Source organism: Desulfosporosinus shakirovi (assembly GCF_020595055.1).
Lineage (GTDB): Bacteria > Bacillota > Desulfitobacteriia > Desulfitobacteriales > Desulfitobacteriaceae > Desulfosporosinus > Desulfosporosinus shakirovi.
On record NZ_JAJDOO010000035.1, the window covers coordinates 32,547 to 46,825 of the forward strand.

12 protein-coding genes and 2 pseudogenes are annotated in these 14,279 nt (G+C 42.4%); 2 read left to right on the top strand and 12 right to left on the bottom strand.

Annotated features, from left to right (window positions below):
* Positions 1 to 87 precede the first annotated feature (87 nt).
* Positions 88 to 936, top strand: a complete 849-nt coding sequence (locus tag LJE72_RS21265) for a helix-turn-helix domain-containing protein (RefSeq protein ID WP_229249995.1) — start codon at positions 88 to 90, stop codon at positions 934 to 936.
* 64 nt (positions 937 to 1,000) lie between these two features.
* Here the strand turns inward: LJE72_RS21265 and LJE72_RS21270 are convergent, their stop codons facing one another.
* The 12 genes and pseudogenes from LJE72_RS21270 to LJE72_RS21335 all read right to left on the bottom strand — a co-directional run bounded on the left by LJE72_RS21270 (position 1,001) and on the right by LJE72_RS21335 (position 13,220).
* Positions 1,001 to 1,591 (bottom strand): DUF5105 domain-containing protein, encoded by a 591-nt coding sequence (locus LJE72_RS21270; protein WP_229249996.1) that lies wholly within the window; start codon positions 1,589 to 1,591, stop codon positions 1,001 to 1,003.
* A 154-nt stretch (positions 1,592 to 1,745) separates the two neighbouring features.
* On the bottom strand, positions 1,746 to 4,358 hold the full coding sequence (locus LJE72_RS21275; RefSeq protein WP_229249997.1) for a LuxR C-terminal-related transcriptional regulator: 2,613 nt from the start codon (positions 4,356 to 4,358) through the stop codon (positions 1,746 to 1,748).
* Positions 4,359 to 4,939: 581 nt separating this feature from the next.
* A complete protein-coding gene (locus tag LJE72_RS21285) occupies positions 4,940 to 5,683 on the bottom strand; it encodes an ABC transporter permease (RefSeq protein ID WP_229249998.1) in 744 nt (247 codons plus the stop codon).
* Positions 5,670 to 6,404, bottom strand: coding sequence for an ABC transporter ATP-binding protein (locus LJE72_RS21290; RefSeq protein ID WP_229249999.1), 735 nt, complete (start codon positions 6,402 to 6,404; stop codon positions 5,670 to 5,672). The genes LJE72_RS21285 and LJE72_RS21290 overlap by 14 nt, the downstream gene beginning before the upstream one ends.
* A 63-nt stretch (positions 6,405 to 6,467) precedes the next feature.
* Positions 6,468 to 7,229, bottom strand: coding sequence for a MerR family transcriptional regulator (locus LJE72_RS21295; protein ID WP_229250000.1), 762 nt, complete (start codon positions 7,227 to 7,229; stop codon positions 6,468 to 6,470).
* A 151-nt stretch (positions 7,230 to 7,380) separates the two neighbouring features.
* Positions 7,381 to 8,250 (bottom strand): aminotransferase class III-fold pyridoxal phosphate-dependent enzyme, encoded by an 870-nt coding sequence (locus tag LJE72_RS21300; protein ID WP_229250001.1) that lies wholly within the window; start codon positions 8,248 to 8,250, stop codon positions 7,381 to 7,383.
* 383 nt (positions 8,251 to 8,633) lie between these two features.
* Positions 8,634 to 9,275, bottom strand: a pseudogene (locus LJE72_RS26595) (DUF5131 family protein).
* A 269-nt stretch (positions 9,276 to 9,544) separates the two neighbouring features.
* Positions 9,545 to 10,402, bottom strand: coding sequence for an AraC family transcriptional regulator (locus LJE72_RS21315; protein WP_229250002.1), 858 nt, complete (start codon positions 10,400 to 10,402; stop codon positions 9,545 to 9,547).
* Between the two features lie 333 nt (positions 10,403 to 10,735).
* A complete protein-coding gene (locus LJE72_RS21320) occupies positions 10,736 to 11,371 on the bottom strand; it encodes a Fic/DOC family protein (protein ID WP_229250003.1) in 636 nt (211 codons plus the stop codon).
* On the bottom strand, positions 11,355 to 11,546 hold the full coding sequence (locus LJE72_RS21325) for a hypothetical protein (protein WP_088224590.1): 192 nt from the start codon (positions 11,544 to 11,546) through the stop codon (positions 11,355 to 11,357). The genes LJE72_RS21320 and LJE72_RS21325 overlap by 17 nt, the downstream gene beginning before the upstream one ends.
* A 354-nt stretch (positions 11,547 to 11,900) precedes the next feature.
* Positions 11,901 to 12,880, bottom strand: a pseudogene (locus tag LJE72_RS21330) (DNA cytosine methyltransferase); the annotation flags it as partial.
* Between the two features lie 82 nt (positions 12,881 to 12,962).
* Complete coding sequence (locus LJE72_RS21335; RefSeq protein ID WP_229250004.1) at positions 12,963 to 13,220, bottom strand: hypothetical protein; 258 nt, start codon at positions 13,218 to 13,220, stop codon at positions 12,963 to 12,965.
* 143 nt (positions 13,221 to 13,363) lie between these two features.
* On the opposite strand from LJE72_RS21335, the gene LJE72_RS21340 reads away from it, so the two are divergent.
* Positions 13,364 to 13,909, top strand: a complete 546-nt coding sequence (locus tag LJE72_RS21340) for a GNAT family N-acetyltransferase (RefSeq protein WP_229250005.1) — start codon at positions 13,364 to 13,366, stop codon at positions 13,907 to 13,909.
* The last annotated feature ends 370 nt before the right edge of the window (positions 13,910 to 14,279 follow it).

Here is a 14,279-nt window from a genome sequence, read left to right on the forward strand (position 1 = left end):
GACACAAAGGTGTGAAAGCCCCTTTGTGTCTTTTTTTTGTGGCAAAACAACCGCTCATGCCTTGATTCTTATAGAGGAGTTGACCTTATGAGGAATTATAACTCAGGATTAAATATTAATGAATTGAATCCTAAACAGCCGGAATTTGTTCTTGCCACATCAGCTTATTCTAAAAAATGCTTAATGAACTATAAAATCTCCCACTTTTATACCTTTACTGCGGAAGCGGATAAAATGGGAGTCATCCCGGATGCCTGCATTGATATTTTGTTCTGGAAAAAGGCTGATAAAATGAAAGCTAAAATCGCCGGGACCTTTCTTCAAAAAGGAGAGGCCCCCACTGATTTGGAATGCGAATATTTTGGGGTTCGTTTTTTACCCGGTATCAACCCCGTTAATGATATTGTGAAACTTAGTGAACTCGTCAACCATGAAGAAGATTTTGGGGATATCATTACTCATGATGATGACAAAGAAGGATTGATGGAAAGGATGTATTTTGCCGGTTCATTTGAAGAGAAAATACAGGCCTTCATGAATTTCTATGTGAAACAAAATGATAACCTGATTGAGGATGAGGACAGCTTAAAGCGTGTCCTTCGCAATCTTATCCTAACCTCAGGCGGCAACCTGAAATTAGCGGATTTGAGTGCTTTCACCGGATATTCGGAGAGATACCTGAATCAGAAAATCCATGAAGGATTTGGGATGAACCCCAAAAACCTTATTCGCTTAATCCGCTTTCAGAAATCAGTCAGCAATCTGATTAATTCCATCCACAGCATTAACTGCACGGATACTGCCTTGGACGCCGGATATTATGATCAGTCCCATTTTATCAAAGAATTTATGAACCTTTCGGGTTTAACGCCTACAAGTTATATCAAAAATTTGCTGGATAATGGTTATGACAAGAAATTGCACGTTATTGCCTGAGGTACTCTTTCAGCTCCTTTCTCGAAAAAAGTGCTAAGTAACTGCCCTAGCATTCAAGTGTATTTTATTGACTAAGCATCTCATTAAGATTCCCGGTAAGGTTATTGACAAAGGTATCGTTATCCTGGATCACCCACATTTTTTTTGCCTTATCTTTATTCAATGTAATCTCAAGTTCATTTGTCAAAACGGAAGCATCCGGCTTTGATATACTTTCCTCCAAATATTTCATCATGTTTTCTTCCATTTTTTCATCAGAAATTTCCTCGCCTGCGAAAGCGGAATTAAACGCTTCATCCATGACCTTCCCAATTATTTCTTCAAAAATTTTCTGGAGGTCTATATTTGTTAGCTTGACTTTAACAGTTGCCGTCTCTCCTTCTTCTACTGAAGAGACGATTTCATGTTTCGTTTTTGAAAAGATTAACTTTGCAAGCTTTTCTTCTTGTGGGTCAGCAAATGTAAAATTACCGGTATCAGAAACACAATATGACTCTGCCGTTTTCAAATCAGCTTCGCTTAATGATTTGAAGAACCCATTTACGCTTTCTTCTGCCTTTGGAAACTCAGTATTCGTGCAACCTGCCATGGAAAAAACTAATGTGATGATTACCAAGATGAGTAAACATCTTGATGGGTGTGAAAATTTTGTCATGATATTCTCCCCTTTAGTTTAATTTCAATCGAGTAATATGAATTTCTACAATTTTCTCGATTATTTTCATTGTAATTAAAAAAGCCTGACATTTAACCTGTCGAAAGTTAGGTAAAAGTAAGGCTTTTCTCTTTTTTAAAATAATTTATAAACCTCAGCAGATTATATTAAGCCGTCTGGCCTTGTCCACTGCCTGAGTGCGCTTATTGACTCCCAGCTTGGAAAATATGTTGTTGATATGCCATTTGGCAGTTCCGGTTGTGATGAAAAGCTTTACAGCAATATCATCATTGGACAGACCTTCCGCTATAAGCAGGAGAATCTCTATTTCCCTTTTCCTGAGAAGATCTGTATGTCCGCAGATTTTTTTTGTCTCTTTCCCGAATAATTTATCGATAAATTCCGGAGCTGTACCCCTCACTTTATAAGCCAGTTCCAGAAGCTCGCTTCCCTCATCAATAAAATGTCTTGCATAGCCTTCAGGGGCGGCTATTGTCACTGCTTCTCTCACATAGACCAGAGCTTCGGCCTCCCTCCCCAGGTGTTTCTTGACCAAAGCTGACAGCAGCAGCACTGTAATTAACTCTCCATACCTGCCTTCTTTTCTGACAAGTTCTTCTTTCTCTTCAAGCGCTGTCTGGGCTTTGAGGAAATCCTTCTGCGCAATCAAAGCCCTTATGTAGGTAAAATAGGGGTTTATATCCGATATCCCCGATACCTTATCAAAGGTGATTCCCGGTTCCTTCAGCCACATGGAAACCCTCTCAATATTACCTTCCCTAAGAAACAGCTCCATTTCCAATGCTTCAAAAAATACGGTGATTCTATGGGCTATAAAATCTTTGTAATAAGCTTTTAATCGATATGCCATTTCGAAAGCCTTTTCCTTTTCTCCCGTACTATAAAGCAACAATACTAAATACCATTCCCCCAGCCCTCCCAAATGAGCAAAGCCCAGTTCCTGGTATGATGCGATGCCTTCCTCCAGATACTTTTGCGCTTCTTCCAGCTTATTGGCACAATACAGCAGCATCCCCACAGGCAAATAGACAATTTTGGCCATGGGCAAATGATTCCCGCCATGATCCGTTAATCTTTCAAGGGTTCCTTCACATAAGGCGAGGGCTTCTCTTCTCTTCCCCATACAATTAAGATAAAATGCCACATCGTGAAGAGAAGTCACCTCCAGGAAGCGGTAACCCTTTCTGCGGGCTCCTTCATGAACCTTGGCATGCAAGGCTTCCGCTTTTCGGGTATGTCCGTTCAAACCATTTGCGTGTCCCAGAGCAATTAACCCTCCATAATAGAAAAGCTCCTGCTTGTCCTTCACGAGTGAAAGGCCTTCTTCTGCATCCTTCAAAGCCTTCTCTTTATCGTCACTTTTATATCTGAAAGGCGCGGATGCCTTTGCCATTCCTAGGATTATCGGATCATTACTGCTTTCCTCTATATATTCCAAGCTATCGATCACTTGGTTTGCTTCATTAATTTCTCCTGTAATCAACAGGCACCAGGCTCTATATACTTCCAGAATACCTTCCTTTTCCTTCTTTATTGCCGATACAGAATTCAACCATGAAAGCAGGGTTTTTAACTCACCTTTTTGAAAAAGCTCTATTGCCTTATCTTTAACCAGACTTGCCGCCGCCTCTCCATCTCTCGCCTCCAAGGCGTATTCCAGAGCCGCTTCGGTAAATCCGTTCTCCCTGCACCACAGACTGGCCTTTCTGCACATTTCTGCCTTCAGGTCCTCATTCAGGCCCATTCTTAAAAATTCAGAGAATAGATGATGATATCTATACCAAGTATACGTGTCATCCAAGGGTACGATAAAGAGATTATCCTTTTCCAACTGTTTTATGATTTTTCTGCTGTCCTTGATGCCCGTTACAGCTTCACAGAGCTCTCCGTTAAATTTTTTCAACGTACAGGTCCTGTTCAGAAAAATACGGATTTGCTCCTCCTGGCTTTTCAGAACCTCATCCATTAGGTAGTCTGCAATGAACCGATTATTACCGTTAAATTCTTTCATAAAGCTTTTTGCCCGGGCTTTTTCCATATTTTTTATGGACAAACCTGTTAATTGCATGCCCGCAGCCCAGCCTTCTGTCTGCTTTTCAACGATTTTCAGCATATCATCGTCAAAAACCAAATTAAAATATCTGCTAAAGAAACCGCTGATCTCTGGACTTGTGAATTTTAAATCCTTGGAATTCAGCTCTGTTATTTTGTCTTCGACTCTCCACCTTGAAAAGGCCAAAGATGGTTCCTTGCGAGTAATTATAATAAGCCTTGGGGCTATGGAATCAAGCAGTTTTTTTAACAGTTCATTGATGTAGGCGTTATTAATAACATGATAATCATCAAAAACCAGAATAAAGGGCTCTTGAACCTGTTCCAGCTCTCTTGCCATATATAAACTAACAGTTTCCACTCCCGGCAGCTTTGGTGCCGCCATCAAATCCTCTATCATTGTTCCGAACCTTTTATTGATCTTTCGGACTGTCGCGAGCAAATAGCTTATGAATTTTAAAGGATCATTATCATATTCATCCAGGGATAACCAAGTGTAGTTGTAGTCCAACCGACTTAACCATCCGGAAATGAGCGTTGTTTTACCGTATCCCGCCGGAGCGGAAACAATAAATAGTTTATGCTCTTTATCCAGTCCCTCATCTAGCTTTTTATTCAGAATATCCCTGCATATATAATTATGTCTGACAGACGGCATATGCAGCTTTGTATCCAGAAGAAATTTTTTATCCATTTTTTCCCTCGTATCTATGAAAAATTATCCTAATATGATATCGTATTTTTTTGATAGAAAGAACAGCTTCCATCACATATTGCTAATAATCGAATATATTTATGAATGAATTCTGTCATCATGACTATTCTGCCTCAAGCCCGCAACCCCTTGAATGATCAGCGTCCCGGCCTTTTCGTTTCGGATAATCTAGTTCTGTTCCTTCTGGAGGGTTGAGATAATGGATTCCATCTTTTCATCCGAGGTATGGCTCAATTCGCGCTGCAAAATGTCGTCTTGGAGGTTGACCGAGCTTTCCAGCGTGTATTCCATTTCACTGTTCTTGATTTTAAATTGCCGCTTCCGCGTCAAATCTCATTGATCCTGCCCATCGGCGCGTCATATCCCGCTGGCCCAACCTCGCAGTCGTAGAACATGCTTGCAACCGGGGAGCGCCAGTTGGAGATCAGGCTAAAGACCATAAGAAAAGCCGCCATATGGTGTGACGGCTCAAGAGATAACAATTTATTTTTACGGACTTTCAACTGCTGCTATTGGCTTTTCATAACGGCTATCTGCAAGTTGCTGATAGAAGCAATGGATCACTCCCATCTGAAAAAGCGAATAGAAACGCCAATACATGTCACTGCAAGTGCAATCATCATAATAACGGGCAGCAAAACACTATCGATCGGCAAGTCAAGTGAAGCGGCTTTTAGCAGTTTAATGCCCTGTGTCAGCGGTAATATATCGGCTACTTTTTGAAGAGCCACAGGCATAACCTCGTAAGGCAAAGTGGCACCTGAGAAGATGAGCATTGGAAAGTACAATACACTGGCTAAGACACTTGCTGTCTTAATGTCGGGTGCCACCCCTCCTACCAGCAGTCCCATACTAAACATCGATAACATCACAAGGAAATATGCACCTAAGAACTGGAGCCACGATCCACTCATTTGATAGCCAAAGAAAATTGTTGCTACCGCATAAACAAGGATGAGTGAAGCAACCGAATAGAGTGCATAGATGGCAACCTGCACCGCCAAAATGAGGGCCGGGCTGACAGGGGTTACTTTAAACCGCTTTAAGATTTTCTTATGCCGGTAATCGGATACGACTAAAGGAAGCCCCATGACACCACCGGCACATATGGCAATGGTTGCCACTGCCCCGAAGGATTGTTCTAAGAAAGTGTATTCCGCGCCGTCAAAAGCGGGCTTGCTTCCAAAAATAATGCCGAGAATAACTATCATCACAATCGGCATACAGATCGCAAAAATAAACATATCCATACCGCGCAGAGACAATTTTAATTCTGTTTTGAACAGGGTGCTAAATGCTTTCATTCTCTTTTTCCTCCTCGTCCGTGTACCAAAGATAGGCATCCTCAAATTTTTCATAAGGGCTGGTTGCAACAGCCTCCTGTACGGTTCCGTAAAAGATGCTTTTCCCATTCTTTAAGATATTGATTTTATCGCACAGGGCTTCCACCTCATCCATAAAATGAGAAGTCAAGAGGATGGTCAGACCTTTTGCTTTCAAATCAGAAAGGTATTTCCACACATCCCGTCGTGCTTTCGCGTCCAGTCCCGTTGTCAGTTCATCTAAAAATACGACTTCGGGGTCCGGAATTAAGGCGAGAACTATGAACAGGCGTTGTTTTTGACCTCCCGAAAGCTCGCTCACTTGACTTTTAAATTTGTCCGAAAGCCCAAATTGCTTTAATAAATCCTCGTAGTCCAAAGAGGTTTTGTAAAGAGATTTTGTGACCTCGCAAAGCTCGGCTACCGTAATTTTATCTTGGTAATTGGCTTCTTGAAATTGAACACTGACTCTCTCGAACAATTTCTTCCGGTCATTTCGCGGATTCATTCCTAAAATAGAAACTCTTCCGCTGTCCTGTTTTTTCGTACCTAAAATACACTCAATCGTGGTACTTTTCCCTGCGCCATTGGCTCCGAGCAAACCGAACACCTCACCACGGCAGACTGAAATGTCGACATTATCGACTGCTTTAACAGTGGCATAGGACTTACTCAATTGATTTACCTTGATTGTTGTTTCCACGCTATGAACCCTCCTTATTCTTTTCTTTGTATAAAAAGAATAACACCAGAACCAAGTCTGGTGTTAAAGTGTAGGGTTTGTTTTGAACTGCTTTTTCAGCTTATCAATCTGAATGAGCATACTTTGCGCATTCTTTTCGGCATTTTGCAAGGACGTGAGCAGTTTATCACATACAGAAATGATGTCGTCACTTTCTTTTGGTGTATCAATGACCTGGCGTATATTTGCTTGAGGATTGCTGGATAGCGCACTCAGCATCCGTAAAATAGCTGCAAGGGAATAATTTGCACAGCGCAGGGAGCGAATGATTTTGAGCAGCCTAATATCTTCGTCCGTATACATGCGATAACCGTTTTGCTTTCGTTTGACTGTCAGCAAACCGTTCATTTCCCAATTTCTCAGAGCATCCATGGAGATTTGCAGATGGTCAGACGTTTCCTTTCTGGTAAAAAAGGTGCTATCCCCTCCTTGCTTACTGCGTGAAAATGACTGCTTTGCAATCGTAATGGCTTCTTCGGCGTTTCTTTGCTCTCTTTTGATTTGCTGTAAATAACTCTCTGTAAGCTGAATCGCGCTATCGAAATCTCCAAGGGCTGAAATCTTAATAATGTCGATCGCTTTTTTCCGTAAGCCATTTTGCAGAACCTCAACTTTTAGGGCAGTTCTCGCAAACTTGAATTGCTCCCTATGGAAATCCGTGAAAACTCGATAGCCGTTTGGCTCCCGTTCAGGCTTGGGTATCAGTCCAAGCTCCTCATAAAGGCGCACCGTATTGGGATGGATTCCGATGCAGTGTGCAATTTCTGCTGTTTTATAGGTATTCATTCAATCAGATCCCCTCCGATCTTTTACCTATTATAGCATTCGGCAAAAGTCTGGTGTTATAATGGAGAGTTCTAGTTAACCGATGAGGATAAACATCACAAGGTATTTAGATGGCTTTGACTTACAATCTTTCATATTTGGGCATTTTTTATCACATAGAAGTCATTTCAGCCATTACAAGATTCTCCCTCGCCAAGACAGCACTGATGGGATACCCGTTGCCAAGACCTTTACCAAGTGCAATGAGATCAGGCGCATTGGACTCGTCATTCAGAAACTCATAATGTTGGAACCCAAACCATTCACCAGTTCGCCCGAATCCTGTCGTAACCTCGTTCACCACCAACAGACCACCTGTTGCCCGCACTTTTCCTGCAAGGAATTTCAACAGCTTTTCGGGTGGCGTGAGCACGAGCCCTCCCGAATTGCCAGGTTCAAATACAAAAGAAGCGTACTGGCTGAAATCCAAATGGTTGTAACGCCCACAAGTTGCGCAGTTCCTCTCGTTAGTATCTTTCATGATTTCATTGGTATCACTTCTTTTGTTACATACCCTAGTGCGAAGCTCCCCGCACCCGAGACACCCCGTCACATCAAGATCATCCCAGTACATATTGTCCCTTGGCTGCCTTAGATCTTTACAAGCTCCTAAGTAAGTGATGTTCATGCATAGCTTTTTCCTTCTACCCGTCAGTAACTCAGACAACATTACCGCCAAGGATACTGCTTCACTTCCGGAAGATAAGAAGGAGCCACTGTACTTAGTGGGTAGATTCGCTGCCTCAGTCAATTCCTCCACAAGTTTTTCTGGATGCTCTGTTTGAAAGAATTGATGAGTATGCAGTAACGTATCCACCTGCTCATGGATCACCCGAACCACATCAGGATGGTTATGCCCAAGGACTGCCGCCCAGCACCCCGATTCCATGTCCACCAATTCACCATATTCTTTCGTCATTACCCTTGTTCCTCTGCTCCAAAGAGCTGTGATAGGCCACTCCGGTCTTACGAACAATCTCATCTGCCATGCCTCCTCAATCCGAATCTCTACTTGTTTTATAACTATTTCAATATATAATAGATCTTGAAATAGTTCAATTTCAGCATGAATCAACAAAAATTTTGCGGTGCCTTCTCAGAATATCAAATAAGGCACAACTGTCAGTCATATCTGACAGTTGTGCCTTTCCAACGTGCAAAACTTCCGATTGCGCCCTATAAGAACCTTCCCCCTATGTCTTCATTATTATACACTCAACGTGGCTTGAGTTGATGGAATTGATGTCATGCAAATGGTGGTATGAGGAAAAATATCCGCAGAGTTCTTGGCACTAAATATTCAGCCGCCACAATAACGTTTTTTTTTATTTACCGTTGTGACGGAAAACTAAATGAATTATTCTATCAGAACCACCTTTTTCCATCCGAAATATTGATACCAAGCTCTTTCGCCATACCGGTTTGCTTAAATGGGTTTATTTTTTCCACTACGCTGTCACGTTTGAAAAGCGATCCTGTATTTTTAAACCAAAATGTTACATTTGCTTTTACGCACTGTTCACGGATATTAAGCACCCAATCATAATCACATTCACGAGCTTCTCGCCCTGTTTCGCCGCCGACTGTAACATGGTCTACGCCATGAAGATACAGTGTTAAATCTATCGCTTCTAAAAGTGGAGCGCAGGCGATAAAACGCCGCTTGATCGGATAGGATAAAAATAATGGAAGGGATACAAGGAAACGGTCAATTCGCTTGGTCAAAATCAAAAAATCGATGTCGGTTCTTTCCTTGATGATAGACCAAACCTCTTTGCGTCATTCATCCGCTTCCGGAAGGAAAAAGTCGGTTGCAAAACAGGTCGCAAGAATCTTGTTTCCTTTGATGTTGTATTCACCTTTTGCATTTGTCCTTATAGGCCAATCGAATTTATCTGTTTTTTGTATGGTGCTTTGGCCATAGCGTTTCGCATGTGGCCCATAAAAATAGCAATTTGTGCAGCCATCACTTGCTTTGTAGCAACCTGTCCACGGCTCCCAGTTCATAGGCATCCTCCTCATTTTTGCAGTCCTACAGAAGCGTTTGTTTTTCTGAACACTTTAAGCATTTTGAATCGCCTCTCAGACTGCACTCCACCAGGCTCAATAAGGCCTTCTTATATTTTCATCATTGCATAACAATACTTGCAACCATGCTCACATCCCCGATAGATATTTAAATCCCAGCTATACGGCATCGCCTTTTATGCTTATTCATTGCACTCTCATAACTGATTTCTATGTGTTTTAAATCCCCCATAAAGAAGCTCCATTTCTTAGTTCTTTATAATCGGCAGCCAAGCTTCACATCTGTAATCAGGAGAGCTTGTATCTCCTTCGGGATAAACTTCAATGTCCGGTGCGTCTGCATACTCATAGCCTGATGTCGGCAGCCACTCAGTTATAATACGTTTTTGAAGCTCTTGTAAGGCATTTGGCATTGGACCAATGCATTCAAATATTGCCCAGGTGCTTGCAGGAACCACATATTCGTGCATGTTCCCGGGAAGCGGTTTATCAGTGGCGGAAGCAATATAATAATCAAAATCCTTACCGTTCATACACATGCTTACACCTAATACCCCATAAGGTTCCTTATTTGACAATTGACCGATTTGTTCAATGATGCCGTTTTGGAAGGTCTCTCCCCAGAACTGAGGCACCTGTACAAAGTTTTCTTCCACATTCAAATTGAAATGCTTTTTGACTCCCACAATACGAAATGCTTCTGTTTTCTCAATCCTGTAGTTCATCTCCGCTTCTCCTTTAATCGAAATTAAGAAGGTCATACGTGGATGCGCTTTTAGAATGACTCCCTCGCTTTTAGCAGTGGATGGAGGTAATCCGTGAATACTCTGAAAAGCTCTTGAAAAGGAGGTTGGAGAATCGTATCCATATTTAAAAGCTAAATCAATAACCTTAATAGCACTATTTTGTAGCTCAAACGCCGCAAGTGTCATCCTCCTGCGTCTTATGTACTCTGCAAGTGAAACACTCGCAATATAAGAAAACATCCTTTGAAAGTGAAAGGACGAGCAGCAAGCAATTTTTGCCGCTTGTTCAAAATCTATTTCACCTGCAAGGTTATCCTCAATATAGCTTATTGACTGATTCAGCCTGTCCAACCATTCCATCGTAATGACTCCTTTGACTAAAATTATACTGTGGGATGAATAGTATGTCCTCTCAATTTCTGCACAAAATTGATTTATAAGGTTGCTTAGTGAACTCGTCCAGCTAAAGCTGAATATCGTTCTTCGGTGGGGGACTCTACCTCCTTCGCCACTAAGTACTTCTATAGACACTTCCCTCTGCTTGAATTTGGATATAAAAAAGCCGCTTGCTCTATAGATACAATTAAGCAAACGGCTTTCATATAGGTAAAATATAAAAAGGGAATATTCGCAAAATGAATACTCCCCCGCTTATTTATGAAACTTGCCTTTTTCTGAGTTGTGTATTCGAATTTATCCCATGAAAGTTTGCGTCATGTTGTTTCCCGGCAGCGGTTGGGTTATCGCCGTGAAAATCTCGTCCATTTTCGTATAATCGCACAGAAATGAAGCGGCGCTTGCTTCAATCATTTGCTTGTCGGTCACCTGGGAAAAGTCTACACGATAACCTGCGTTTTCAGCCAGATATTCGATAAAGAGTCTTTGCGCCCTGCCATTTCCTTCTCTGAAGGGGTGAAGGGCATTAATCTCACTAAGGTAATGCGCCAAGCGGAGCGGGATTTTATCTTTGGAGACATCTTTCAAATAATTCTCCCTTTTGAGCTTGTTGAAAAGCGAACCGGCATTGGATTCAATAAACACATAGTTGCAAAACATATTGCCTTTTGCAATGTTTACCCATCTTATTTCGCCTGCCCATTCGTAGATATCACCGAAGATATACTTGTGAACCCTTTTTAGATGGAGCAGGTCAAAATCGCCTTTAATAACGCTTATTTTGGCATTGGCAATCCGTAAAGAGGTTATTTCTCTTTCGGCAATGCGAAGCTTTTCCTCATTCTTAATGCCCAGCTTGTTGATAAGCACCTTGGAATGAGGGTAACAATATCTCTGATCCCACTCATAACTATAATCATAATTGCTGTTCATGGGTTTGGTCCATGACAGCCGTGTGCTTTTTGATGAGTTCGGCTATCGTTTTTTCAACCAGTTCTTCATTCCCCGCGCAATGTCTGATTCTGTCTTTATCGGTCTGTGTTAGCGGCATGCCTTCCATTGACATTGAGCCGTTAACCTCATCAATTAGTTTTTCCAGATCTCTCATTTCAACACCCGCCTTGTATATATATTATACTATATTTTTACTCAGAATTCGAATAGCTGATAGTTTCAACTGAAAGGCTGGCTGAGAACCGTCTTGACTTTTCTTCCTTTCAGAGGTGTAATACACGTTAACGGGATTTCTCTGACAACAAAATACGTCATGGCAGGCTGAAATGCGGTAACATCTCAGCCCTGCGTAAGGTGATATGAGCACCCTGCACAACCGAAAACGGCACCATGACAAAAACATTTTACACTTTTTGCTATGGCTATACAAGTATGAAACACCTGCGTGTGCAAGGGAATCCGGACGTGACCGTCCGCACCTTTGCATGCGTTTTTTGTCTTTCGGGAAATTCCCGGCCAAATATGAAAAGGTCGGGATGATATTTCCGGCAATGCAATAGGTTTCCTCATACGCCGGTTCGTCACTTTCATCGTCAGGCAGTACGGAGTTCTGTGTAATAAGCGGCACGTTATTTCCGCCTGTTCCATACCGGGCGGACATGGTCGGCGCCACTTCATGGGGACCTGTATAGCGTGAGTCAATGCCGTGATTTTCGAACAGCTCCGGCTCATTGCCCATAACGAGAGGCGGGTGACCATCCATCTGAGCGCGAAGCGTTACCTATAATATTGTGACTTACATTCATTATGCTTCCGCCCTGATCATTAAGGCACAGTACGGAAGGCACCATATTGGAGCCGCTTTCCGACTCCTTCAGGGTCGGTGCGCATTCCTCCTGATATCTTATTCCTCCAGCCTTCTCTCCTTGACCGGCCGAGAAACCGGCGGCAATAAAGGTCTGCTACTTCATGCCCGGCTGAGCTTGAATCGCTCCGGACACATCGTGCAAATCGCGCACCTCATCCCGCTGGTTGCATGCAAAGGCGATAAGACCGCTGTCAGCTTCTACACAGACTGTACTCCCGCCTGGATCTCCAGCGCCTGCTTCAGAACAGGAGGCAGCTCCTTGCCGCGCTTCTTCGCCCGGCGCAGAATCCCCAAGCAAGCGGTCTTGCTCAAATAATATTTTGGGTGCGGTGTGTCCTCCAAAATCTGCGATAAGATAGATTCTTTTGCGCCTTTGTGGGACGGACCAGTATTGAGCGTCATATACCCCTCCAAGCAAGTGAGAATTGATCGCCCAATATGGCCCCAGCAGACTTCCATACCCCTCACGGAGATCGAGGTACAGATACGGTGCTGTCAGCAATTCTGCAGATTTCCTCCAGTACCGCGCGGAAGTCCTCTCCGTCTGCGGAGGAGAAAGCTCCGGATACATTCTCCCAGACCATATATCTGGGTATAAGTCGAACAGGGTCAGCTGTTTGATATGAACACGGGATGTCACCTCCTTTCGGATAAAAAAATATGGGAGCCTGTCATTTTGCAAGCTCCCGAAAATAAGTTGTTTCACATGCCGCGCATTGTCAGGCTGTTTTCGTTCAGGCCGGTCTGTTCCATTTCCTGCGAAGGCTCCAGAAACACGTTAAAGTAATCGTTGAGGGCATCGGATATCTGGTCGTAATCCGCCTTAGTCGGCTTGTAGACGTACCATTCGATTTTGTCCCCGTATTTCCATATGTACGGGGTGACGCCATCCCTGAAGTTTTGGTTGCTGACAGTTTTCCTGCCGAGCAAATCGGAGAATCGCAGTATAAGAGCGTCCACCGGATGCCAGACAATACCTGCATAAAGGCGGCGATGTTATTGGTAAAAATATACAAATTTTTAAAATTAGTTTGCATTTCATTTTAAAGCATTGTATGGTGAAAAAGGATCGGTCACAATGTCATGAAAGAGGATACCATACAATGTACATGAATATTGAAACTATCCCATCATGCTCTATTGCGTATATACGACAAATAGGAGCTTATGGTGCGGAGAATATCCGGACTATGGGTTCTGTCTGCTCAATTTTGCAGGACATCGATGTCATGTATGCTTGGGAACATGCCTTTTCTGATGAGGAAGTAGTGCAGTGGATTGACGAAAATATTATGAGATATAATAGGGACGGTTATAGCTACTGGGCAATAATAGAAAAGGCGTCTGATAAGTTAATTGGATTGACCGGGTTAATTTCTGAACAAGCAGATGATGAAAACTATGTCGGAGTTGGCTATATTTATCAAAAATCATATTGGGGAAACGGGTATGCCTTTGAAGCCGCTTCTGCTTGTTTTGATTATGCTTTTAATATTTTGCATCTAAATGAAATTACGGCGCAAATTCGACCGGAGAATACGGCTTCAAGAAAAGTGGCTGAAAGACTTGGCATGTCTATAAAGAAGCAGTTTATTAGACGTTGTAAAAACAAAGACATACCTCATCTTCTTTTTAGCCGTACAATATAGCATTGTTTTTGTCGCAGTTTATATCAACAATGTTAAGCTACAAATTCCAATTTGGCGAGCAGGCTGATTTCGTATTGATGGAGTCGGCCTGCTCGTTTTTGCTACATGCCAAGGATCTGCCAGTCAATGCTTGCATAAGGGCGGTGGATTTTTTTGTTTCTATTCATGGCGAACAGTAAGCGATGGAACACCTACCGTATTGCATAAAAACAGCTCCACCGATACGGCGTGGAGCTGTTTTTAATAAAATCCTTCGCTAGCAATTTTTTTGATATAGTTACACTTCTTCCGTATCAATTTCTTGAATTCTCCATCGGATAACTCATTAAATCGGCATATCCCTTCTTCGTACAGACATTCATAAATCAGT